The 22,529-nt window shown below is 52.3% G+C and carries 23 protein-coding genes; 19 read left to right on the forward strand and 4 right to left on the reverse strand.

Annotated features, from left to right (window positions below; genetic code table 11):
* A partial coding sequence (locus tag HMPREF2625_RS03280; RefSeq protein ID WP_070521744.1) for a hypothetical protein occupies nt 1–660 on the forward strand: 660 nt, incomplete at its 5' end.
* A 1,378-nt stretch (nt 661–2,038) separates the two neighbouring features.
* Nucleotides 2,039–2,113, forward strand: a complete 75-nt coding sequence (locus HMPREF2625_RS11165) for a hypothetical protein (protein WP_083295625.1) — start codon at nt 2,039–2,041, stop codon at nt 2,111–2,113.
* 414 nt (nt 2,114–2,527) lie between these two features.
* Here the strand turns inward: HMPREF2625_RS11165 and HMPREF2625_RS03285 are convergent, their stop codons facing one another.
* On the reverse strand, nt 2,528–2,995 hold the full coding sequence (locus HMPREF2625_RS03285) for a carboxymuconolactone decarboxylase family protein (protein WP_070521749.1): 468 nt from the start codon (nt 2,993–2,995) through the stop codon (nt 2,528–2,530).
* Nucleotides 2,996–3,160: 165 nt separating this feature from the next.
* The gene (locus HMPREF2625_RS03290; RefSeq protein ID WP_013397953.1) at nt 3,161–3,808 is read right to left on the reverse strand and encodes a response regulator transcription factor; all 648 of its coding nucleotides are present in this window, start codon (nt 3,806–3,808) and stop codon (nt 3,161–3,163) included.
* 130 nt (nt 3,809–3,938) lie between these two features.
* Between HMPREF2625_RS03290 and HMPREF2625_RS03295 the strand changes: the two genes are divergently transcribed.
* The 13 genes from HMPREF2625_RS03295 (at nt 3,939) to HMPREF2625_RS03355 (ending at nt 16,516) form a co-directional block, all read left to right on the forward strand.
* Entirely contained in the window at nt 3,939–5,408 is a 1,470-nt protein-coding gene (locus tag HMPREF2625_RS03295) for a sensor histidine kinase (RefSeq protein WP_246826603.1), read from the forward strand.
* Nucleotides 5,409–5,653: 245 nt separating this feature from the next.
* Nucleotides 5,654–6,160 (forward strand): asparaginase domain-containing protein, encoded by a 507-nt coding sequence (locus HMPREF2625_RS03300; RefSeq protein WP_070521752.1) that lies wholly within the window; start codon nt 5,654–5,656, stop codon nt 6,158–6,160.
* A 163-nt stretch (nt 6,161–6,323) separates the two neighbouring features.
* Nucleotides 6,324–6,902: a peptidase gene (locus HMPREF2625_RS03305; RefSeq protein WP_246826605.1), complete on the forward strand. Its 579-nt coding sequence runs from the start codon at nt 6,324–6,326 to the stop codon at nt 6,900–6,902.
* A gap of 151 nt (nt 6,903–7,053) precedes the next feature.
* Nucleotides 7,054–8,004 carry a hypothetical protein gene (locus HMPREF2625_RS03310; protein WP_070521755.1) on the forward strand — a complete coding sequence of 317 codons (951 nt, stop codon included), beginning with the start codon at nt 7,054–7,056 and terminating at the stop codon, nt 8,002–8,004.
* A gap of 58 nt (nt 8,005–8,062) precedes the next feature.
* The gene (locus tag HMPREF2625_RS03315; RefSeq protein ID WP_070521758.1) at nt 8,063–8,809 is read left to right on the forward strand and encodes a hypothetical protein; all 747 of its coding nucleotides are present in this window, start codon (nt 8,063–8,065) and stop codon (nt 8,807–8,809) included.
* A gap of 104 nt (nt 8,810–8,913) precedes the next feature.
* Nucleotides 8,914–9,882 carry a skin secretory protein xP2 (protein APEG) gene (locus HMPREF2625_RS03320; protein WP_246826607.1) on the forward strand — a complete coding sequence of 323 codons (969 nt, stop codon included), beginning with the start codon at nt 8,914–8,916 and terminating at the stop codon, nt 9,880–9,882.
* A 129-nt stretch (nt 9,883–10,011) separates the two neighbouring features.
* Nucleotides 10,012–10,623: a hypothetical protein gene (locus tag HMPREF2625_RS03325; RefSeq protein WP_070521761.1), complete on the forward strand. Its 612-nt coding sequence runs from the start codon at nt 10,012–10,014 to the stop codon at nt 10,621–10,623.
* A 237-nt stretch (nt 10,624–10,860) separates the two neighbouring features.
* Nucleotides 10,861–11,673: a hypothetical protein gene (locus HMPREF2625_RS03330; RefSeq protein ID WP_246826609.1), complete on the forward strand. Its 813-nt coding sequence runs from the start codon at nt 10,861–10,863 to the stop codon at nt 11,671–11,673.
* 165 nt (nt 11,674–11,838) lie between these two features.
* A complete protein-coding gene (locus HMPREF2625_RS03335) occupies nt 11,839–12,573 on the forward strand; it encodes a hypothetical protein (protein ID WP_070521764.1) in 735 nt (244 codons plus the stop codon).
* A 94-nt stretch (nt 12,574–12,667) separates the two neighbouring features.
* Nucleotides 12,668–13,513 carry a hypothetical protein gene (locus tag HMPREF2625_RS03340; RefSeq protein WP_246826611.1) on the forward strand — a complete coding sequence of 282 codons (846 nt, stop codon included), beginning with the start codon at nt 12,668–12,670 and terminating at the stop codon, nt 13,511–13,513.
* A 346-nt stretch (nt 13,514–13,859) separates the two neighbouring features.
* Nucleotides 13,860–14,393 (forward strand): mechanosensitive ion channel protein MscS, encoded by a 534-nt coding sequence (locus HMPREF2625_RS03345; RefSeq protein WP_070521767.1) that lies wholly within the window; start codon nt 13,860–13,862, stop codon nt 14,391–14,393.
* A 302-nt stretch (nt 14,394–14,695) separates the two neighbouring features.
* Nucleotides 14,696–15,589, forward strand: a complete 894-nt coding sequence (locus tag HMPREF2625_RS03350) for a hypothetical protein (protein ID WP_239664761.1) — start codon at nt 14,696–14,698, stop codon at nt 15,587–15,589.
* A 159-nt stretch (nt 15,590–15,748) separates the two neighbouring features.
* Complete coding sequence (locus HMPREF2625_RS03355; protein ID WP_070521770.1) at nt 15,749–16,516, forward strand: hypothetical protein; 768 nt, start codon at nt 15,749–15,751, stop codon at nt 16,514–16,516.
* Between the two features lies 1 nt (nt 16,517).
* Here HMPREF2625_RS03355 and HMPREF2625_RS10900 read toward each other — a convergent pair whose 3' ends face one another.
* Nucleotides 16,518–16,676 (reverse strand): hypothetical protein, encoded by a 159-nt coding sequence (locus tag HMPREF2625_RS10900; RefSeq protein ID WP_168162326.1) that lies wholly within the window; start codon nt 16,674–16,676, stop codon nt 16,518–16,520.
* Between the two features lie 11 nt (nt 16,677–16,687).
* On the opposite strand from HMPREF2625_RS10900, the gene HMPREF2625_RS03360 reads away from it, so the two are divergent.
* Nucleotides 16,688–17,395 carry a hypothetical protein gene (locus HMPREF2625_RS03360; protein ID WP_070521773.1) on the forward strand — a complete coding sequence of 236 codons (708 nt, stop codon included), beginning with the start codon at nt 16,688–16,690 and terminating at the stop codon, nt 17,393–17,395.
* Nucleotides 17,396–17,501: 106 nt separating this feature from the next.
* Here the strand turns inward: HMPREF2625_RS03360 and HMPREF2625_RS03365 are convergent, their stop codons facing one another.
* Nucleotides 17,502–18,161: a DedA family protein gene (locus HMPREF2625_RS03365; RefSeq protein ID WP_070521776.1), complete on the reverse strand. Its 660-nt coding sequence runs from the start codon at nt 18,159–18,161 to the stop codon at nt 17,502–17,504.
* 359 nt (nt 18,162–18,520) lie between these two features.
* Between HMPREF2625_RS03365 and HMPREF2625_RS03370 the strand changes: the two genes are divergently transcribed.
* From HMPREF2625_RS03370 to HMPREF2625_RS03380, 3 genes are all read left to right on the forward strand, one after another.
* The gene (locus HMPREF2625_RS03370) at nt 18,521–20,653 is read left to right on the forward strand and encodes a RecQ family ATP-dependent DNA helicase (RefSeq protein ID WP_070521779.1); all 2,133 of its coding nucleotides are present in this window, start codon (nt 18,521–18,523) and stop codon (nt 20,651–20,653) included.
* Nucleotides 20,654–20,707: 54 nt separating this feature from the next.
* Complete coding sequence (gene tadA / locus HMPREF2625_RS03375; RefSeq protein ID WP_070521782.1) at nt 20,708–21,238, forward strand: tRNA adenosine(34) deaminase TadA; 531 nt, start codon at nt 20,708–20,710, stop codon at nt 21,236–21,238.
* 362 nt (nt 21,239–21,600) lie between these two features.
* Entirely contained in the window at nt 21,601–22,527 is a 927-nt protein-coding gene (locus HMPREF2625_RS03380; RefSeq protein WP_070521785.1) for an ABC transporter ATP-binding protein, read from the forward strand.
* Nucleotides 22,528–22,529 lie beyond the last annotated feature (2 nt).

Consider the following 22,529-nt stretch of genomic DNA (forward strand, 5'->3'; position numbering starts at 1 on the left):
TTCACCCTTGCAGGTGTAACGGTTCTTCCGCTTGCGCAGGCAAATGCAGCGCCTGCCAGTCCTCAGGGTGAGGGCGCAAGCTCTGCATCCCAGAATGCACAGGGGCAGCAGCAGCAGAGTACTAATGATCAAGGTCAGCAGGCTCAGGATGGTGCTACGCAGGTTGCATCTGACGGCTCATCTCAGAGCCAGCAGCAAGGCGCTAACGCTTCTCAGAACGACTCGAATTCTGCATCGCAAAATGGTCAGAGGCAGGTAAGCCAGCCTAGTGCTCCTGTAGAGAGCATCTTTGTTGTGATCGACTCTGTTGACGGGTTCATTGACCCGCAGAAAACTGACAATGCTCTGAATGTGCGAGGTGTCTGGTACGATAACAACCCCAGTTTTAGTTACTCTCTGACTGTTCAGGAGCTTGATGAGTTCGGGAACGTCGTTGATGATGACGTTAGCACCAGTGCAGACGGGTCTAGCATTAGTAGCGATGGACACTTTGACCTGCATGTGAACGTTGATGGCGCTAAGATTAACCCGAGCCACAAGTACCAGGTCCACCTTACTGCATACGATCAGGGCGACATGACGACGAGTGAGGATTCCTATCCCGTCGTGGTCTGGAACCATACCCATATCCCGGGTTTTCCTCTGTTGGCAGCACGGTAATTAATGCAAATGCACCGCATTATATTTTGTATTTTATTTAATGCATTAGATTTCTAAAAATAAAATATATTTTCAACTCAAGGGTCTTCGGGGGCATGTTTTAGCAATAGGCATGCTGTCGAAGACCCTTTGGGTCGTACTGGCACATTAGCGGATATATCTGCCATAAAAATAAATATCAAGAAGTAATGTAAAAATCTTATAATTAAATTCATTAATATATTATATTTATCAGTATTCCATTCACTGATGAATAGACTACATTGAGCTGTCCAGAGTATTGAGCTGTCCAGAGTTATTAACCCGCTATAGCTCGTATGGTTTAGGTATACCATCCGCGGTGCACGTTGTACTGCACTAAGGCTGAGATAAAGTTCTTTGTGACGGTCTAGCTTTCTGATGTAACAGTAGAAGTCCGTACGTATTTGACTTATCTTTAACTCATCAATTTGGCATGTGCAACAAACAAGAAACAATACCACATTATGCGACTAAAGGCTCCTTTTAGAGGCAGCACACGATTTAGGCGTAGAGCCCCTGTATCCACACTGACACCGCGTGATGACGGTAGAGGCACGGCGCGACCAATAGCGAGGGTTATTCACTTGGGATTATTTTTCTGTCTACAAAACTACCCAAATGAATAACCCTCCATGTGCTATTAGATTACTTTACTAACAATTATGGATATAATAGTATGCATCAGTAAAAGTCCAGGGAAGCCAAGTAGAGTCCAGATATTTACAATAAGAACTCTTGGCAGCCCCAGTTACCTGGTCAAGCTCCTGATCGGTAAGTGGCGTCAAAAAAGAAATATTATTACTCAAAACTATCCTCCTAATTCACTTTTGCAATAACGATATTGCATTAAAATTTACAGAAACGTTCTACTTTAATTTTTAATGACAACTAAATAAAATTTACCTATAAAACCACCTTTAATATATGTTGATTAATAAATATCTCTAAAATGATCCAAGAACCTAGATGTGTTTATCGCAACTAATATTCTTGAACTCATCACCCTAATAATAACACGCCAAAACAAGGCAAACAAGAAATTTATTAATTTGATACACTTTAAATTATACTCACATCAATATTTATGTTAATTATTTTAATAATGAAATTCCGATTTAAGTATAGTTTATTATTGTTATTTTATAATTCTTATTCAAAAATTCTCTGTGATGCTGTTTTTGGATATACCGACTTGAAGCTCCCTCCCTATATTTAAGATTGTTTTCAAAAGCACGTCTTAAATGTCTTAAATGGCAGTGCTACGTGTGTATCACAGTGCGGTGCAATCAATGTCACGGCGGGGGAATTGTTATGACAATGTGGTGATAGAGAATTTTTCTCGCATCTGAAGCAGGAGATGTTTCAGGGCGAAACCTGCCGTAGTCTTGCAGAGTTTCGTGAGGCGTTAGTGCGGTATATGGTTGTGGTATAACCCTCAGCGGGTGCAGTTGCGGTTAGCTGGTGTTCCTCCGATGGTATACAACCAGGGGGTATGAATGATGGTTGTAGGAAGTCAGGGGGTATGAATGATGGTTGTAGGAAGTACCGGGGTTAGAGCCCAACACACCAAAAGAAGAAGTAGGTAGGGCTCTGGTATTCTGGGTGTCCAACAAACAAACACCACTGTATATGCATACTGTCGAATACCCTTTGAGTTATACTGGCACATTAGTGTATATATCTGCCATAAAAATAAATATCAAGAAATAATGTTAAAAATTCTTATAGCTAAACCCAGCTATGTATTAGTTTATGACCGTGAACTTGAACCTATAGGGTATTTCACAACCGCTCACAAGGCTGAATCGGTTGCAGATAGACCCGATCGGGTCGAGTAACAGAGCCTTTATTCCAGCCCTGCTTTATCCAGACCCATCATTTTGTCAGCACTTCCGGGAACGGCGGCGTATGCCACGCCCAGACGATTCCAAGCATTAATAGCGGTGATCACGAAGGTGAGCTCTGCCAGCTCTTTGTCATCAAAGTATTGGCGAACCTCCTGATAATCTGCATCGGTCACATGTCCGCCATCTAGGCGAGTTAGTTTTTCGGCCCACTCCAAGGCTGCACGTTCCTTCTCAGTAAAGAGATTGGACTCCCGCCAAACCGGCACATGATACAGCCGCAGCTCCCGCTCACCGTTGAGTTTGGCCTCCTTGGCGTGCATATCGGTGCAGAAAGCGCATCCGTTAATCTGTGAGACGCGTAGTTTGACGAGCTCTTTGAGAGCGGTTTCCAGGGTGAGAGTACCTTCTAACGCCATCATTGCCTTGTAGGACTCGGGAGCGAGTTCGGGGTAGTTTGCGCGCATCATGTACTCCTTCCATCAGGTTTAGTTCCGTAGTAGGCGACTATACGCGGTGCATAAATCCGGTTCAAGCGTTTGTGTAATTACAATCGTGAAGTCTATCGGGCGGCTTAAATAAACGCCCATTGCACAATAACTCGCCGAATAGAAAACCAGGCTAAACCGAAAGTATCACCCATTCCGCAGCAGATGCAGTACGGCCTGCACGCGGCGGGCGTTGCTGTTCGTATCGGGCAGGTCGAGCTTCGCGAAAAGGGTGTTGATGTGCTTCGCTACGGTCTTTTCCGCTACGAACAGCTTCTCAGCAATATCGCTGTTTGACAGACCCTCCGCCATGAGGGTCAGCACCTCAAGCTCGCGGGAAGTCAACCGCTCCAAGCGCTGCTGCACCGCCCGATGCTCCATCAACTCCTTGAGGGTCTCCGGGTCTACCACCACGCCACCCGCGGCAACCGCCTTGACCGAGCGCACAAACCCGGCATCGTCAAACACCCTGTCTTTGAGCAGGTAGCCGGTGCCCAAACCGCCGTCCATATGCAGCTCATCCACATACAGGCGCTCCACATACTGCGAAAGAATCAGCACCGGCTGCCCCGGAATCTGCTTGCGAATCTGAACCGCCGCGCGCAAACCCTCATCCGTGAAAGTCGGCGGCATGCGAATGTCGATCAGCGCAACATCCGGGCGGTGGGTGAGCACCGCATCCGTGAGCGACGGCCCATCATCCACGGCGGCAACAACCTCAAAACCGTGGCGGGTAAACAGGTTCTCAAGCCCCTGCCGGAGCAAAAACTGGTCTTCGGCTATGACGATGCGCATCCGCCCTCCGATACAACGTTGCGGAAAAAGGTGGTGCCAGCACCCATGACGGGGCCAGCCCTTCGGTGACACTATTAATTATATGGAAACGCAACCACACCACCACGGATTACCGACAGGAGGCGGCACGATGCCCACCGAAAACGTCGCCGAACCGATCCTGCGGATGTACACGGACCCGCAGTCGAGTTCCGCGCCCCAACCTAGCTCCAAACCTCAGCCCGCACGCCCGGAGCCAACCAACCCGGACTCAATCAGCTCACGACCTTCCTACCTCAAACCGCTGAGCACCCAGACATCTGCGCGGGACTACAATCCGCCCGGGCGCGGACAAACTATTCTTCTCATGGCGGGTATTTTCATTCGTGCCCTCTATGAGGTCTATGTTTTTGCTCTTTTCTGCGTCGTCATCAGCCTGTGCCTGGTGGGGATTGGCTTCCTGCTCCTGCCGTTCATGCTGAACTGGATGAAATTCAATGCAGAGGCAGAGCGCAATACCGCACGCCACCGCGCCGGAGTCGAGGTGATCGGCGGGTACAAACCCGTAGAAGGGGGTAAATACTCGATCAGCCCCCGCAAAAGCCTCGCCCGGTTGGGCGATAGTTTGGTGCTGCGCGATATTCTCTGGCACTTTGTAAATGTCTTCGTGGGTACATTCCTCGGGATTTTACCAATCTCGCTATTCCTCAGCGGTGTGTGGGGTGTTGCGCTCATGATGGGGCAGCATTATTTCGTCCCTTTGTTTGACGTTGATCCCGGCGGACCACACTACATGTTCCTTGATATGACCACCCCCAATGCGTACTGGTATGCCGGAATCATGGGTATTATCCAGATCCCGTTGGCGTTCATCATCGCCCGACCTCTGCTGAAGGCCTACGGCTACTGGGTTCAGCCTGTGCTGGGGCGCCCCTCCGAACTGGTGCTGCGCGAGCGTATCAGCCACCTGACCGACACCCGCAACGATGCCCTGGACTTTCAGCAGGATGAAATCTCACGCATCGAACGCGACCTTCACGATGGGGTTCAGGCACACCTGGTCTCTATGGGCATGACACTCAACGAGGTTGCCGCACTCATGAAAGAAGACCCCGAACGTGCCCAGCAGATGCTCTCCCAGGCGCAGAACAGCTCGGTGACGGCCCTGCAGGAGCTGCGCGGACTGGTGCGGGGTATTCGCCCGCCGCTGCTGGCGGACCGCGGACTGAATGAGGCAGTGCGCTCGCTGTGCGCCAGCACCTCGGTACCGACTACATTCACGAGCACGCTGACCGGGCGCCTGCCCGAACCGCTGGAGACCGCGCTGTATTTCGCGGCAGCGGAGTTGGTGACGAACGCCGTCAAACACGCGAATGCCCAAAATATTACCGTGAGTATCACGCAGGGTAAATCGCTCATTATGTTGGAAGTGCAGGATGACGGCGCCGGTGGTATCCCACAGGATGCGCTGGGCAGCAAAGCATCCGGCGGGTTGGAAGGCATTCGCCGCAGGCTCGCCACGTTCGATGGGGAAATGTTCGTCAGCAGCCCCGCGGAAGGACCAACGTCGGTGCGAACGATCGTGCCATATACCGCATCCACGGCGGAGCAAAATTCGTAAGTGCTGTCGGGTCAGGCACAACCGCTAACCACCGCGATAAGCGCATGCTATAAGGCTTACCCACCCGGGCGGACTCCTCCTCCACGCCCGGGTGGGTATTTTACGCCCCGACAATTACACGCGACCCAGCACCACATTGCGCCCCACAAGGCATGAAGAAACACCCGTCAATGCCCTAGAATATATGCGGTACCGGGGCAAAGATACACCCCGGCGATGTTTCAGCCCCTAAGGAGCCCGCGCCCATGAGCACCATCAAAAACCCGGACGTTATCACTATCCTGGCAACCGGCGGAACTATCGATAAGTTCTACTCGGTGGCGGGCACCCTCGATATTGGCAAGCCTGCCGCGCACGATGTGCTGTCGAGAGTGCTCACCGATATTCGTTTTGATATTCGTGCGCTCATCGGCAAAGACAGCCTGGATATGACCGACGAAGACCGTGCCGAACTCGTTGCCACCCTCAACGCGATTGAACACGACCAGGTTCTCATCACCCACGGGACCGACACGATGAGCGAATCCGCCCGATACATCGCCGAGCACGCCGAGCTGGGCTCAAAGGTTGTGGTGCTGACCGGTGCCATGCAGCCGGCGGTCATGGCGCATTCGGATGCGGGGTTCAACCTGGGGGCTGCGATTTCCGCGCTTAACCTGCTGGAACCGGGCGTTTACATCAGCATGAGCGGCCGAATTTTCCCGGCGCACACCGTGCGTAAGGATCGTGCCCGCGGGATTTTCGAGGGATAAACTCTGAAATTTTTGCTGCGTTCTGCAAGCTCTTGGTGACGCTTCAGTAAATAGGGCGTAAATTTCAGCGTTATCTCAGTTTCATCTCGTACCGTAGTATTGAGTGCTTTCTCGATGGCCCCTCCGGCAGTGCTCTACAACGCCAGCGGCAGACAGGGTACCTATGAGTGAAAAATATAACCCGGGTTTTTGGGATCAGGCTTGTTCCACGCCGCCACCCGCGCGGCGCCTGTACCTTGTCCGTATGCTTTTCCTCGTGGTGCCTGCACTGACGCTGGTGTATTTTTTCGAGGCTATCGGGCTTGACCCTATCGGCGCGGTTCCCCTCATGTATCTGTCTCTGCACGGCTGGTTTGCGGTCGCGTATGCGCGCAATAAATCTATGGGGCTCGTGATGGTGGGAAACCTGCTCAGCGCCTTGGCGGCGTCCGTCATCACCGGATTTTTCGCCTATATTTTGGTGTTTATTCACGGGCCAAGAACCCTGTGGAAACTCCTGGGAGGCTCGTACCCCATTCTGACCATTTGGATTATGGCGTCCTTCGTGATCGAGATTTTATGCTCTCTCATATTCGTCTTCCTGATCTTCCGCAGGTTCCCCTCCCGTGCCGAACGTGAAGCCCAAGAGACTCGCGAACTGTCACAAGAATCTTCCCCGCCTGAAGACCAGGCAGTCAACGACCATACGCTGACTAAGGCCGAAGCACAGGGCACACCCCGCTCAGACTCGGATACGCCATAATGAGCTCCTGAGCTCATCCGTTCCCCAACGTGCCATGATTGCAGCCGTTACTCCTTGCAAGCGTGGTAGTGTATGACATAACCCAACGTTGGTGTAGCGAGGCACCCGCGCGCCGGGCTACACAGAAATTACCGGTAATGAGGATGTATATATGAGCACAGACCCCATGAAAAACGATGATTCTTCCCGTCAGTCTGAGGAACCTAGAACTACGCCGCAGGAATCTTCGGCGACGTCGCCTGTAGACGATCATTCGGAGGATAGCACCGCGCATAAAACCGACGGAACCGGTGGCGCATCGCAGCACGAACATAGCGAGCACACCGCGAAGTCGGATCCCTCACCCGAGGATAAACAAAACCCCAACAACTCCGGCAACACCCAGAACCAACAGACTCCTCCGTCAGCGCCAGGGTATGTCGGGTTACAACCGGGCTATCCTGCGCCGAGTCCATCGACGCCTCCAAATCCCTATGCGAATCCGCATGTCGTACCCGGATATTCGGGATATGCAGTGCCGAGCCCAACCGCATACCCGTACACTGCATATCCGGCAAACCCGCACGATGAGATTGTCCGCAAACGTTCGCTGATGTACCTGCTGCGCCTGTGTATTGTGGGTGCTCTCATTGCGATCGGTATTGTTACGACGACTTTCACCCTTATCGGTGCGATCATCGAACTTAGCGACTGCGGAACCGGCAGCTACTCATGGAGTGAATACTCGCAGCGAGTATGCCGTGAGGATAACACCTCAGCAATCACGGGGGCGTCGATTTTCCTTGTCATTTTAATCGCGTACCCGATATGTCATATTTTTGGGCTGCTTGCCGTTAGGAAAAATCAGCACCATGTGAGGGTGCTTGTCATTAACATTATTGGCATTGTGCTTTCGTCTCTGGGGATTGTGCTTGCTGGTTTAATGCTCTTGGGCGGTATAGCGATGATAACGGCGTTTGGATCCTCGGGATTACTCGCCATTTTTATCATATTCCTCGTGGCTGGGGCAGTACCCGTGGCAGAGCTTATTTTCTCGATTATTTTCGTCCGGCATGCCTCGTGGATGAACCATAAGGACTACTTCACGAAACCCGGTGTATAACCACTGCGGGGTGCCGCACCGTGCCCCATTCGAGTGCTCTTGGTGTGAAAGGTAAAATGTGGCTCACGAGCCGGTAGAAAACGTATCTGGCAATAATTCCGATGTACAGTCGACGGGTCGGGGTGCGGAACACCATGTAGCGCACCCTGCCTTGTCGGCGGGTTATCCAATGCAGGGTCAGCCTGGTGTGCCCACTTATGCAGCACCCCAGAACCCCTATGCTGCCGGAGCCGCAGCGTACGGTATGCCTGGTACCTTCGGGTACTCTGGTGCATTATCGACGGGTCCTGATAATTCCGAGATCAGAAAATATGCATCGATATATCTGGTGCGTCTAGGTGGCGTAGGCGCGCTTCTTGCCCTGTATGCGATGGGTATTATTTCAGGTATTAATGACACGTTTGATTCGTGCAGAGGGGCGTTGAATCAGGATGAATGCCTTGCACGTGAACGTATAGTCGTTGCACCTGGGTATATTTTAGTAATATTTATCGCGGCCTTTATGATCTGCAATATTTTTGGCTGGTTAGCCGTTAAAAATAACCGCCATTATCTGATGGTGCGCGTTATCAACATTATTGGGATTGTACTTTCAGCCTTGGGAACTATGGGAGGAGCCCTAGTTTTACTCATAGCAGTTGGAAGTATGGCGACCTGGGGACATAACGGGGGTAGAGGGGCATTAGTCGCCCTCCTGGCGACGGTTGCACCTGCGGTTGATTTAGTTTTCTCGATCGTATTTGTTGTGTATGCATCGCGTATGAAACGAGGCATATATTCCCCGAAGAACCCCTATCAACCGTGATAGGGTATGCGTAGATAAAAAACTCATGCGGCTTCGGGAATTTATACGTCGGAAAATCCGTATAAATCCTTAGGATTAGGATATATGGGGAGGAGGAAACTGCTGTGGATCACGAATCTCGCGTGCATGATGCCGATGCGTTTCCTTCTGCCCGCATGAACGCCGAAGATTCTTCGCCTCGGGACGAAGCCCCGCCGGCCGGTCAGGATGCGGTGCCCACCCGCTACACGGCACCGATTCGCCACGCGGTTCCGGCAGCGCCGCCCGCATACGCCCTTGAGCATGCACGGCAGAATTCGGGGGAACCGGAACCAGCCCCACAGCCGCCGCAGCCCAAGAAACAGAGCACGGTTCGTCAGGCGCTTCGGGCAGCTACGAAGTCGAAAACTGCCGAGCCTCAGGCACCTCAGGATGCGCCTGCCCCACGTTTTATTCCCGCCCCTGCATCAACGCCGCCAGCGCCTAGTTCTTCGGAAGTATCCGCTGCATCAAAACCTGCCCCATCACAAACCTCACAAGAGGTTGAGCAGGATGCATCGCCGCGACGGAATAGTATTCCACATCAGGCATATACGCCGAAGAACCTGAGCCGCGCATTCTCTCAAATGCAGGTAGGCATTGAAACAATAAATGCACGACGACGTTCTCTGAACATCACCATTGGTGTCCGGTTAGCAGTGCTCGCTCTCTTGGGGATTTTTGAAGGCTCTATTATTGCACGCTACACCACGAATATGGGGTGGGGGTTTTGGCTGATTATCACAATCTACGCTGTTGTTCAGGTATGGCCGTTAGCGCGTCCGCCCAAAGACGCTTCGGACGCATCCGTATATTCCGTGTGGGGAATATTTTCACTGATCTGCTTTATTGGTGTTGGACTAGTACTTTCACCCATCACATTCCTACTTCTCGTCTTGAACTGGGATGGTATTTCACTGGGTCTTGACCCCATGATTGTGCTCTGCGCGCTGGGTGCTTTATGGCTTCTTGAAATCGCATTGCTGAGTGTAACCCTGTATAAGTTCAATACTCTGCGTGCGATACTTGCTCGCCCAACATTGAGTATTCGCTAGGGCGTATGTACAGGACCCACTGTGCCGCTGTGCGACGCGATATGACATACACAGCGGCGTTGTTTCTGTCTCTTGCTGGGAAACCTTGCTAATCTAACACTAGAAACTAGTACGAGAGGGGAAACCCGGGTGGAAAACCAGCCAGAGCATCCGCATGACGATCGGGCCACGGTATTAGTGTCGAAGATATCGGGCAAGCCTATAAGGCCCCTTCAAGTGTCTCTGGCAGCCCTCATCATGACGATATTTATAGGGATGTGGGCGTACATTCTGATCTCGTATATCGTCTGGGTTGTTACGGTGCCGCTGCAGGGCGTATCGCTCTGGGAATCAGAAACTTTTCTGACGCTCAAAGACCAGCTTCCCCTCGTATTTTTCATGATGGCTACCTTCGTGCTGATGGCGCTTCATGTGGTGGTGTTATTTGCGTATTTACGCGGGCATAGGTGGGCTGCGTATGTGCTGACTGCCTCCTTGCTGTTGGGAATGCTCTGCACCTTTATTGTGCTCTTGCTGGTGGGCGTTATCATGGCCGGTCTTAATGGGGCTCCTATGGAGGAAGTAGAGTTCCTCTTAGATTCCAACTCGTCGCCGCTTTATGTGCCTCTTTATGTGGGCATGCCGTATCTTGTGGTGAGCGTTATTGCTCTTGGACTGATCTGGAGCCGTGCCGCCCGCGAATATATGCATGCGCGAAGCCTATGGCGTGCCGAGCAGCGTGAGGATTCCCTGCTGTTCTAAACCACCCCACAGTATATTCTCTATTTGGAATATATACAGGTGAGAGAGTATTTTGAAGGTCCTGTGCCAGGTGTTTTCTGCTCTGGTGCGGTACCTTTTGTATATCGCAGAAAACCTGCTGAGAAATATTCCACATATGGAATACGGGTGTAAATACTGCAAACCGCCCTTGAGGTCGGCTACTCTCAGAAATAAGTTCACAGTTCTATTGAGCTAAAACCTCAAGGAGAATCGCCGATGACCAACCACCCAAACCCTACTTCAGGAGACCCCTCACCCCAGCAACCTTCAAACCCTTATGTGCAGCATTTGCAGCAGCATATGGCGGTGGGGCAGGGGCAGAATCCTACAGTTCCCCTTCAGGCTGCCCCTCAGGGCACATATGACAATAACGCGGTTAAGATTGAAAAACCTGTACGAACATTCGTACTGACGCTGGTTCTTGTGGGTGCTTTGGCATGCATCGCGTTACGGATCATAGAGTATCTGGTCAGTGCATCGTTAATGAACGAGGCGGCACGCTGGGTAAGCTCCCAACAGTATGCAGAGAATATTGATCGCGAGGCCATTGCGGTTCCCGCATTTTTACTCTCGGGCGCCCAGGCAGCCCTTTTGCTGGTATCTGTTTTCGTGTCTTCGTGTCTTTATCTGCTCTTCGGCTGTTTCGCATATGTGGGGCGGAATTGGGCGCGTATTATGCTGACAATTATTGCCGTTATCGGGATTATTATGAGCGCCTTCAAATGCTGGGCTTTTAATACCGCACAGACAGGTATTGAAGGGATCTCACAAAATCCACAGGTACAGGGGTATATGAGGGTGCTCGTGATTCTATACGCTGCCCTCTGCGCGGTTAACCTGCTTACGATAATTGTGATGTGGCTTCGCCCGGCTAATCGTTATGTACGCAAACTCAAGGCATATCGGCTGGCGCGTTTAATGGAACAGACTCAATATCAGCAGGTATATGCATATCACGTTGTTCAGCCAGGTTACTATGCGGGTCAGCAGCCAGGAGGTTACAACCCCAATACCGGGCGGCAGTCGTAGACGAGCAGATTGTGATCGGCAGCTAGGGCGGCGGCAGAATCTAAGCCGCCAAGGTTCAGTTCATAAGAGAACCACAATGCTGGTGTTCAAAGAACTTTTTAGTATGCTCAAAAGAGTATTCACGTAACACTATAAATTTCATAAAACCCGTGTAAGGACTGCACCATGACATATTCTGCCGCGCCTATGCCGGAAGGCACGCCCTCGTATCAGCCTCATATGGCAGCATTGAATCCGGGAGGTCTCGCTGCCGCCTTTAAGGAGCCTAAAAGACCTACTTTTGTTTTTGTCTTCGCAATTTTTACCGCTACCGTGTGCCCAATCCTGCGTTTTGTGGAGTATGTCCTAACGTCTTCATATTTGAGTGAGGCTTTTAAATGGCATCAATCGCGCACATACGTACCTGCGTATGGTGATATGTCTCTTGAGCAGATGAAATCTGGAATGTTTGCACAGGCGCAGCTAAACTCAACGCTCACATTCCATTTTCTTTCCGTACTGACATCTGCTCTGCTTTATATTCTTTTTGGGCTCGTCGTGAATAGTGGAAAAAACTGGGGTCGCATTCTGCTGACTATTCTTGCCTCCTTGGGCGTGCTGATGAGTGGTATGAGCGCTTTGGGGCAGGCTTATACGATATCCGACCCAGAGGCGCCGACTTTTGCGAATGCGCAGGGGTATTTAGGGGCTCTGGTGGCCGTATATATGCTACTTTTCCTGGCGAATATATGCCTAGTTGTTCTCGTGTGGATGCCGCCTGTGAACGTGTATATGCGGAATACTAAAGCCTACTGGAAAGCTAAAGAAGCGCTTGAGGCGGGTAGTAAGAGCTACGCCGACCGGTTTGCGGCTCAGACGGAATCAGCCTCGGAAGAGCAGACTAAAGGTACAAGCTCATAGCCCAGATGCTAGGCAGTGTGAGCGCTTTCCGCTATTCTCGAAAAGAAGCCCAAAGCGGTGCTTCACCCCGTTATAACCGTAAGGACTATTGTCGATGAATGAATACCCCAGGCCAACCGGCCCAGACCTCCAGCCGCAGCAAGGTCCGCAGACATCGGGCGCATACCCAAACCAGCCGCAGAATCAGTATGGGCAGAACCAACCCGTAAACCCGCAGATCTCGCAGCCGTATATGCAGAATCCGGCGCATCAGGCGGTGTCGTCACCCTCTACGCCGCCGGAATCAGCCGCAAAACCGAAAATGTCGATTCTGCTGTTGTCTGTCCTCATCCTGGCGATCTTGATGCCCATCTTACGCGTCATCGAATACGGCGTTATGGCCTCTATGGTGAGTAGCCTGATGGAAGCGCTCCGTCAATCGTTGGGGGAGAGCGCTTATCAACAGTTTATTGCTAAACCGGAATTTTATGAACTTCGAGATATGCAGGTCGGTCTAGTAGGCCGTTTTGTTTTTGGTATTTTCTTCAGCGTCATCTACATTTTTTTCGGAATTTTTATTTTCCTGGGATACAACTGGGCGCGTATTGTTCTGACGGTTTTTACAGTGTTGAATACGCTCTTAGTCATGCTTTTCCTGATGGACTCGATCGTAGGCTACAACGAGTTTGCCAATTTTACGGATTTGGTGGATCTTCGAGGTCAAGCTTTCGGACTTGTCATCATCTATATCGCCATTTTGGTGGTGGGTCTTCTGCCCCTGATTCTGATGTGGCTGCCGCCCGCGAATAGGTATGTTCGCCAGCGTACTTCGGTGCGGCGGGCGCGAAACCAGGCCAATAGCCCCTACGGAATGCCGCAGCCCTATGCATATCCGGCACCCGCACCGCATCCGGGGCAGGCACCGGGGAATCAGCCTCCTTCTGGAGGGCAGCAGCTTTAGCTCCCCGAGGATATAAGAGTTTTACTTCGTGAGGGTGCTGCGACATATATGAAATATATGTCGCAGCACCCTTTTTATAACTAATCTCGTTGCGCGTAAATAATTTCTTGTATGCCCATAAAGCCTTTATTTCTGGGCATCTGACCGATAAATAATGAAACTATAAGCGCCTTAAACCGACGCTTTTCTGACATTAAAACATAGTGCAAAAAACTAGAGATATTGTCATATTGCTTGATGAACCTGTAACGTGTGCTTTAAGGGTTGTGGAGGTTCTTCGTAACACTCAGCTAAGACCTTAGATACTTTCGTACAATGCCGCAGCCCTCTAGGAGGAATACCGCCAATGAGCTATGACAGTGCTGTACGCTCTGAATACTCCAAAGCAACACTGACCTCTGGGTATATGGGCGAAGAGAATATGGTGAATTATTCGCCCGTACCGAGAGCCTCTTTAGAGCGGCCTTATTTACCGCGTGCGGTGAAGATAGCCGCATGCGCCAGCATGATGATTGCTATTCTCCGCACCATATATTTGACGGCATCGTGGTATTTTGACAATTTTGTTCTGGGGAATGCTCTGACTATTGCCAACGTTTTCTTGCACGTTATTCTAGGAATTTTTATTCTTCGGGGGTATGCGCTGGCGCGCGCTCTGCTGGTTTCACTCGCGCTGCTAACCTTGGGAACATCCCTGCTGACTCTGAGTTGGCTGCGCCCCGCCGTTCCCGATATTCCGGGGTCATATTTGTCGGTTGTGGTGCTGAGCATGGCGGCACTGACGCACTTGGTGCTGTTAGGATTTTTGATGTTCCCCGCCAGCGTTACCCTGTATATGCGTGAGAGCAACGCCTACCGTCAGGCATGCGCGCACTGTTAGCCGTAGGTTTTGGAGCCTATGTACAAGACATATCCGGGCTATGCTCCTGAGTTAACGGCGGCGTGTCAGCTTTCTGAATTCGGGAGCGATGGTTTGTGGTCGCTGAAGGGTTTTTCCGAATAAAATTCGAGATCGGGCGTGTCCAAAAATTTGTCGTGTATGACGAAATATCAGGTTGAGCTCGGCGTGATTAAAAAATATTTCACGACATTGGTCAATAATGTATGACCTGAAACTAAGGCTCCGCTATGCTCATAATACAGCCGTTTAACACGGTAACCGAGAACAAAGGAGTACCACCGATGAGCGAGCAGCATAGACCTGACCCGGCTTTGCCTCAAAATCCCCAGCCTTCCGGAAACCAAGGCTACCCCCAACAACCCGCACCCGCCGGTCAGCCCATGTATGGGAACGCCCCCGCTCCCGCCGCTGAACTTCCTGAGAAGCCCGCGTACCGAGGAACCGTTGTTGCCGTTCTCATCGTGGGTATTATTGCGGCTCTTTTGCGGATTATTGATATTATTATGGGGCTTTACCTACATCCGCAGGCAAAAAATTTCGCCCAAGAATATAACATCAGCGAAAGCGAACTTGGAATTACTGATTCTAGTCCCCGAGGAATTATCTTTGGCATCGTAATTGCCCTTCTTTTCTTTACCCTAGCAAGAAATATGAAAAAAGGAGGTCTAGGTTCGGCTATCGGTCTTACTGCTGTAGCCGGTATCTTTACAGTGATCTATGCTAATGGAATGCCAGAGGCTCTGGATAACGTTAATAGCTTTGACGAAATTATAAGCGATCCCCTTTTCCCAGAGAAGTACAAAGGATTTTTCTCCGCTATAAAGTTTGGGGTTTATCTCGAACTAGCTTCTATCGTGATCCAGGTTCTTCTGATTATCCTGATCTGGCTGCCAACAACCCTCAAATATATGAGAAAGGCTCGGGAATATTACGGCGCGGTAGAAGCCCAGAAGCCCGAGAACCAGCCCGTCGATGCCAGCACTCTAGCCGTGCCCGCATCTGAGGGACAGGCACCCGCTGCACAGCATAACGCCCAGCATGTTCAGAATGGGCAGCAAGGGTATGGATATGACCCGCAAGCTCCTCAGAATCCGCAGGCTCAGCAGAATAATGTGCCGCAAAACCCGCAAAATCCCCAAGACCAGCAGGGTAATAGCGGGTACAATCTGAATTAGAGATTGAAAATTTCATAGGTTTGATGCACTTCGTGCATGCCTAACAATGTTCGTCGTGCACCTCAGACGGGGGCACGACGAACATTCTTTAAGGAACTCTCAACAATCGAAGTGAGAATTCCGCAGCCCAACCACAGAAAACATTGTTGAGGAGGAACCATGAGTCAAGATCCTTATGGTCAACAACCCCCATACCAGCCACCGCATCCCAACGCGCCCATGCACCCGGCGATTCAATACGCACCCGTGCCAACGCAGAAACCCGAGCCCACTACCGTCGTCAAGATCGGTACCTACCTGATTTACGCCGTGGCGCTGTATATGATCATGCGAGCCATCGTTGGCTTGGATGATTTCGGGTTCCAGACATACCACACGGAGAACGGCAAGACGACCGAAGTAAACTCTTCGACGGGACTCGGCTATGTCATCAGTGCAATTTTTGCTGCGTTTACCATTCTCCTCGGATTCTTCTACTCTAAGGGTCACGGATGGGCGCGCATTACCGCCCTTGTCTTGGGGATTATCGGTACCATTCGCGATCTGCTCTACTTCTTGCTCACCCTTCTCGCCCAGTCGCTGGTACAGTCCGTTACATCTCAGATGGATGGGGCGCAGCAGGTATCTATAAGCCCTGCTGTATACATAGTTCTTATATTGGGCATTATTTTGCAGATTGCGGTAGTGGTTTTCATGCTTCGTGGTGATGCCGCTCGGTACACGAGCGATAGCCGCCTCTGGCGCAACTACCGGCAGGATCAGGGTCCGCAGCCCGTTCAACAGCCCACAGATTCCCAGCCTCAGCAAGGATTCGGTCAGGCTGCACAAAACCCACAGGCACAGAATCCGCAATCACGACCAAACCCCGCACCGCAGAATCCTAATGACCGGTACGACGGTGGTAGCGATGGATACCGCCTGAACTAACCTACAGACACCCGGATGCGCCCTCAACAGCGCGGAAACGTTCGCCGTACACTACCATTGAAGTACGGCGAGCGTTTTGCGTTTTTGCAACATATAAAAGTGTTGCTGGCATGCATACGACTGCCGCAGACATAACACCGGTACACACGATAAGAGTCACCAGGACACACCATGAGCCAAAATCCCTATTATCAAGATCCGCAGTATCAGCCCTCATATGCCCAACAGCCTCAAGGACCTTATGGCCAGCGGTACCAGCCAGGGGCTTATATGCCTGTTCCAGAGAAAAAGCCCGAACCCAGCACGGTGGTAAAAACAGGTATTTATCTGATCTTTGGGTACGCGCTTTATGCCCTGGTATCAAGTATTTACAACTCGGTAACCCTTCGAGACAGGATGAATGCCCTGCTCGAACAGCAGAAGAACCAGTACTCTCCGTATGGGAACTACAGTAGCGTCAACTTTTCAGACTCGATGATAACAACGAGTATTGTTGTTGGCATTCTGATAGCCGTCATCATAGTCGCTCTTACGGTCGTTATCGGTTATTTTTACGCCAAAGGGCACACTTGGGCGCGTATTACAGCTTTGGTCTTAAGTAGTATTGGTACTGCATTCGGTGTGATTACACTGATTATGCTCCTCATGGGTGCTGGCACAGGGTCGGTAAGTTATTCCCCGTATTCTACGATGAACGACCCTGTGTCAATTGGTATGACAATCTTCTCCACGGTTTTGCAGAGCGCCATTATCGTGTTCATGGTGCTGCGTGATGCTACGCAGTATACCGCTCAGAGCCGCATCTGGCGTATGTACCAGCAGAATCAGAGCGGCGTAAATCCCTACCAGCAGCAGGGGAACCAACCCTATAACTATTAGGGTATATGCTTTGATAAGAATATAAGCATATACAAGGGGGCGGCGAATACAGTCTGTATTCGCCGCCCCCTTATGCATACGCAGAAGTTTGAGATTTAGGCGCCCCCTACTCGGCTGCTTCGTTCTTGGCTTTGGAACGACCGCGCAGGTATTCAAAAGTCACGGGCAGAACCGAAACCAATACAATAATGACCGCAAGCATCTCAATATTGTTGTGGATGAACTCGACACCACCCAACAGCACGCCTGCCATGCCAATAGAACCAATCCACAGGACGGCACCCAGAATATTCCAGAGGTTGAACCTACGGCGCGGATACGAAGAAATACCTGCCGCCAGCGAAACAAAGGTACGAACGATCGGTACGAAGCGACCTACAACAAGTGCGAAACCGCCTCGTTTAGCAAAAAATTCTTCCGCGGCGTGCAGGTTCTTGGTGCTCAGGATTTTTGCATCGTCTTTGAAAAGATTACGGCCATAACGGGCACCCAGCTGATACCCGACCTCGCCGCCAGCTACCGCTGCAATAATGAGAACCGGGAACGCCAACCAGAGCGACAGCCCCATGCGGTCGTGGAGCATACCCAGAGCGAAGATCAAAGAGTCGCCCGGAAGCACTGGAAACAGCACGCCCGATTCGATAAAAACGATGATGGCCGAAACCACCAGAACCCACGGACCGGTGCTGATCAGCACATCTTCAAGCTTGAAACCGAGAAGCCCCAGCGGAAGATGGGCAAGAAGTGCGGGGATAAAAAAAGCCATAGAAAAATCCTGAAGTAGTCGAACACAAGGCACGCGCGGTGCTTGCACACAATCCTATGCGGTCTGCCTGAGAGACCACTAAGGCAAAAATATGTGGAAGCTATGAAGTGTCTCGCAATATTCTACCGGGATTCTCTGTGAGAAACGATTAAGAGTGTGAACCTGCCTCATGAGCTTGGCTAACTGATGGAATCATGGTGTCTATGCCCGATGAAGAATATAAAGGATAGTGAAGTCAGTACCCATATATTCCGTGACCGTGATAGTATTCCCAAACCTGCATGCACGAGGTAACCGTACAGCATGTGCGGAGCCTTGAAATCTGCCATGATGGGAGAAACCCCTCACAAAGGAACCCCATGCCAACACTCCATGAAAACGCCCAAACCCTGCTCAGAAAGCTCACCGCAAACCCAAATGCGAGCTTTCATCCCGGGCAGTTCGAGGCTATCGAGGCGCTTGTCACCGACCGCCGCCGCACCCTTGTGGTACAGCGTACAGGCTGGGGAAAATCTGCCGTGTATTTTATTTCGGCGCTTCTGATGCGTGCCCAAGGTTCCGGGGTTGCCCTTATTATCTCCCCGCTGCTTTCGCTCATGCACGACCAGGTGCAGGCAGCCGAACGCGCCGGGGTTCGTGCCGCTATGGTGAACTCCGCTAACGTGACCGAATGGGAGGCAATACGCGCCCGCCTTGATGCAAACGAGCTGGACGTTCTCCTCATCGGACCTGAACGACTCAATAATCCCGCATTTCGTGAAGAATGGATGCCTTATCTGCAGCCGCGGCTCGGCCTTCTGGTGGTTGATGAAGCGCACTGTATCTCCGATTGGGGGCACGATTTTCGCCCCGATTACCGGCGCATCGGGGCGCTTATTCGTGAGCTTGATACGAACGTTCCCGTACTCGCGACGACTGCGACCGCGAACGAACGTGTAAGCCGCGATATTGCCGAACAGCTTGCCGCAGGCGCCAGCCCCGAGGATGTTGTGGTGCTACGCGGTTCGCTCACCCGCGATTCGCTGAGGCTGGGCGTGCTGCAGCTGCCCGACGAAGCGCAGCGTCTAGGCTGGCTGGTTGAACACCTTGATACGCTGCCGGGCTCAGGAATTATCTATACCCTGACAGTATCCGCCGCCGAAGACACCGCACGACTGCTGCAAACCGCCGGGCATAAGGTTCTTGCGTACACCGGAAAAACTGATCCCGATGAACGCCGCGAAGCCGAAGAAGCCCTCAAAGCCAACCGAGTTAAGGCGCTTGTTGCCACGAGTGCCCTCGGTATGGGATTCGACAAACCGGATCTGGGGTTTGTGGTGCATCTAGGGGCGCCTTCTTCGGCGGTGAGCTACTACCAGCAAGTGGGTCGTGCCGGTCGCGGCACCGACTACGCGGATGTGCTTCTGCTGCCGGGGCGCGAAGACCGCGCAATCTGGGAGTACTTTGCGACCGCATCCATGCCCGACGAACAGAACGCCTACGCCATGTGTGAGGCGCTGGCGGATGAGCCCGATGGGCTTTCTATACCCGCACTAGAGGCACGTGTACAGTTACGCCGAAGCACCTTAGAGCTTCTGCTCAAAGTACTTGATGTTGAGGATGCGGTGCGCAAAATCGGCTCACGCTGGTACTCCACAGGTGCTCCCTGGAGCTACGATGCGCCACGATACCGTGCCGTGGCGCAGGCGCGCGTTCGGGAGCAAGAGGCCATGCTCGCCTACGAGAGTACCGAAGGGTGCCGCATGGTCTTTCTGGCACGCGAGCTGGACGATACCACGGCGGCTCCGTGCGGAAAATGCGATAGGTGCGCGGGCCCCTGGTATCCCGAACAGGTTTCTGAGCGCGCCGTGCAGCAGGCTCAAGGAACCCTCAACGCGGTTGGCGTGGAAATAGCCCCGCGCGGCATGTGGCCTACCGGGCTGCAGGAGCTTGCGGGGGAGAACGCGCCGAAGGGTAAGATTCCGGTGTCAGAGCGCGCCGAACCGGGTTACGCGCTGGCACGCCTCAGTGATGTGGGGTGGGGCAGCCGCGTGCGTGAACTTTTGGCGACCGACGAATCCGGAGAACCTCTCGATACGCCCGTTCCCCAAGCCCTCGGGCAGGCCTGCGTGCGGGTTCTTGCGGCATGGGACTGGGGTGAAACCGGCCGTCCCGAAACTGTACTTACGGTACCGTCTCCGGTGCGTCCCACGTTAGCGCGCTCGTTGGGGGAGGGGCTGGCTCATGTCGGTAAACTCGTGTATTTGGGCGAGGCTAAGCTGGCTGCCGAACCGCGTTTCTTTGGTGGTAACAGTGTTTTCCGATGCGCCGATGTTATGCGTTCCTACCAGATTCCGCCTGAGGTGATCGAGAGGCTGCGTGAGCATCCGGGGCCTGTGCTTTTGGTGAGCGATATTGTGGATTCTCGCTGGAGCATAACCGTGTTGGCGCAGCGGCTGCGGGCGGGCGGAGCATCCGCCGTATACCCCTTCGCGCTGGGTGTGACGCACTGAGAATTGTATTTCTCATGAGGAATATATAGCTTTTGACAAGGACATATAGACGATATGGAATATAACAATAGTGGTGCTCACGCCGGTGACGGTGAAGCTCTCAGCACCATTGCGACATTGGCTGAGCATGAACGCTGGATGCGCCTGGCTATCGACGAAGGCAAGCGCGCAGCATGCGCCGGTGAGATACCTATCGGCGCGGTAGTGGTGGATGCCGAAGGCGAAATTATCGGCTCGGGGCACAATAGCCGCGAACACGATCATGACCCCACCGGGCACGCTGAGATCCACGCGATTCGCCAGGCGGCGCAGCATCTTAAGACATGGCGATTGGAAGAGTGCACGCTCGTAGTGACCGTTGAACCATGCCTCATGTGCGCCGGGGCGATTCTGATGGCGCGCATACCCACGGTGGTGATGGGTGCTTGGGAAGAAAAAACGGGTGCGGTGGGGAGTCAATATGATGTGCTCCGTGACCGTCGTTTAGGGCTTGATGTGCAGGTTTACGCCGGGGTGCTGCGCGAGGAATGTGCTGGGCTGATGCGCACATTTTTTGAAGCACGCCGCCCGCAGCAAGGGGTCTAAGCCGCTGGGTATTTTTGCCTAAAATCCTTGTGCCCTCATAAAAGGCTCGTGATGTGATCAAACGGTTTCCAACGTTTTATTCACATCACGAGCCTTTTGTTCGGAGAAGACAAGGAGGACGATAGGGGAGAGAGGAAGCGAAAGGGACCGGTACGACTTCCTCCCCCCTTATTTGAACGAAAATCGCTTTTTCTTTGAAAAATAATCCATAAATTTCAAAAATAATATCGGGAATCGTCAAAAAATGGTCATGTGCACTGTTTCTGCGGATCTACGATAGATGAGGTAATTCAGGGTCCTGCGTGCCACTTAACGCGGAGACGCGCCAAGAATCCTGACACGTATTCATTTAAAGGTCACACATGTTAACCGCAGACGATATTTGGGCTCGGGGCCGCCATAAGGCGCTCTTCGGCCGTACCAGCTTCACGGTGGAACGCGGCGAAGTCATCCTGATACAGGCCGACAGCCAGATTGAACGCACTTCCCTGAGCTTAGCCCTTACCGGGCGGCTGAAGCTCAGCGGCGGAACTCTCAGCTGGGATCATCGAAGCCCCGTCAGCTTGCGCCACCTGCGCAGTATCTCTGACATTATTGATTCCCCAGAAGTTACCGCCCCCGAAGTGCATATGCGCGTGCATGATTACGTCTCCGAAATGCTCTCGTACTCTCTGCCGTTCTTTGGTCGGCCCCGGGCAAGCCACTGGCTGGAGCAGAACGATTTAGGCGAGCTCGACAGGCTCTGGACCGAACAGCTTACCGGTGAGCAGAATATCCGTCTGATGAGCGCTTTAGCGGCGCATACCCGCTCCGATCTTCTGGTATTTGATACTCCGTCACGGCATCTGGACCACACCCGCATGTGGCTGCCGTATCTGCAGGAACTCGCCGAAAACGAAGACGATCCGCGTGCCGTGATCGCCGTAGTTCCGCATATTTCCGAAAGCTGGGACGGCAAAACTGCCGTGGTTGGTGACGCCCACGAAGACCTTGAAGAAACCCCGCAGGATGCGCGCGAGAGTATCCGCCTTACCGTCGCGCGGGAGGAAACCGACTCGTCCCTGGATGACCTGCTCGGCGGTGGCGACCACCACGATGATCATGGCGACCCGAACGATCGCGAGACGCTAGAGAGCGAAGATCCGGGCGCGAAGGTACAGACCGTCCGGTCACCGCAGGAAGACTCGGCGGTGAACGCGTCCGAAGTATCCGAGGCTCTCCTCGAAGATCACGAAGAGCAGCTCGAAGAATTATCAAACCCGAAGAATCCAGCAGAGAAGGAACAGTAACT

The sequence above is a fragment of the Rothia sp. HMSC064D08 genome (genome assembly GCF_001809525.1).
Lineage (GTDB): Bacteria > Actinomycetota > Actinomycetes > Actinomycetales > Micrococcaceae > Rothia > Rothia dentocariosa.

Excerpts from the sequence above, each read along its gene's own strand:
- tadA (WP_070521782.1), top strand. The coding sequence starts at position 20,708 with ATGGAATATAACAATAGTGGTGCTCACGCCGGTGACGGTGAAGCTCTC.
- HMPREF2625_RS03335 (WP_070521764.1), top strand. The coding sequence starts at position 11,839 with ATGACATATTCTGCCGCGCCTATGCCGGAAGGCACGCCCTCGTATCAG.
- HMPREF2625_RS03295 (WP_246826603.1), top strand. The coding sequence starts at position 3,939 with ATGCCCACCGAAAACGTCGCCGAACCGATCCTGCGGATGTACACGGAC.
- HMPREF2625_RS03345 (WP_070521767.1), top strand. The coding sequence starts at position 13,860 with ATGAGCTATGACAGTGCTGTACGCTCTGAATACTCCAAAGCAACACTG.
- HMPREF2625_RS03285 (WP_070521749.1), bottom strand. The coding sequence starts at position 2,995 with ATGATGCGCGCAAACTACCCCGAACTCGCTCCCGAGTCCTACAAGGCA.
- HMPREF2625_RS03300 (WP_070521752.1), top strand. The coding sequence starts at position 5,654 with ATGAGCACCATCAAAAACCCGGACGTTATCACTATCCTGGCAACCGGC.
- HMPREF2625_RS03370 (WP_070521779.1), top strand. The coding sequence starts at position 18,521 with ATGCCAACACTCCATGAAAACGCCCAAACCCTGCTCAGAAAGCTCACC.
- HMPREF2625_RS03355 (WP_070521770.1), top strand. The coding sequence starts at position 15,749 with ATGAGTCAAGATCCTTATGGTCAACAACCCCCATACCAGCCACCGCAT.
- HMPREF2625_RS03350 (WP_239664761.1), top strand. The coding sequence starts at position 14,696 with ATGAGCGAGCAGCATAGACCTGACCCGGCTTTGCCTCAAAATCCCCAG.
- HMPREF2625_RS03365 (WP_070521776.1), bottom strand. The coding sequence starts at position 18,161 with ATGGCTTTTTTTATCCCCGCACTTCTTGCCCATCTTCCGCTGGGGCTT.
- HMPREF2625_RS03380 (WP_070521785.1), top strand. The coding sequence starts at position 21,601 with ATGTTAACCGCAGACGATATTTGGGCTCGGGGCCGCCATAAGGCGCTC.
- HMPREF2625_RS03360 (WP_070521773.1), top strand. The coding sequence starts at position 16,688 with ATGAGCCAAAATCCCTATTATCAAGATCCGCAGTATCAGCCCTCATAT.
- HMPREF2625_RS03305 (WP_246826605.1), top strand. The coding sequence starts at position 6,324 with ATGAGTGAAAAATATAACCCGGGTTTTTGGGATCAGGCTTGTTCCACG.
- HMPREF2625_RS03330 (WP_246826609.1), top strand. The coding sequence starts at position 10,861 with ATGACCAACCACCCAAACCCTACTTCAGGAGACCCCTCACCCCAGCAA.
- HMPREF2625_RS03340 (WP_246826611.1), top strand. The coding sequence starts at position 12,668 with ATGAATGAATACCCCAGGCCAACCGGCCCAGACCTCCAGCCGCAGCAA.
- HMPREF2625_RS03310 (WP_070521755.1), top strand. The coding sequence starts at position 7,054 with ATGAGCACAGACCCCATGAAAAACGATGATTCTTCCCGTCAGTCTGAG.
- HMPREF2625_RS03290 (WP_013397953.1), bottom strand. The coding sequence starts at position 3,808 with ATGCGCATCGTCATAGCCGAAGACCAGTTTTTGCTCCGGCAGGGGCTT.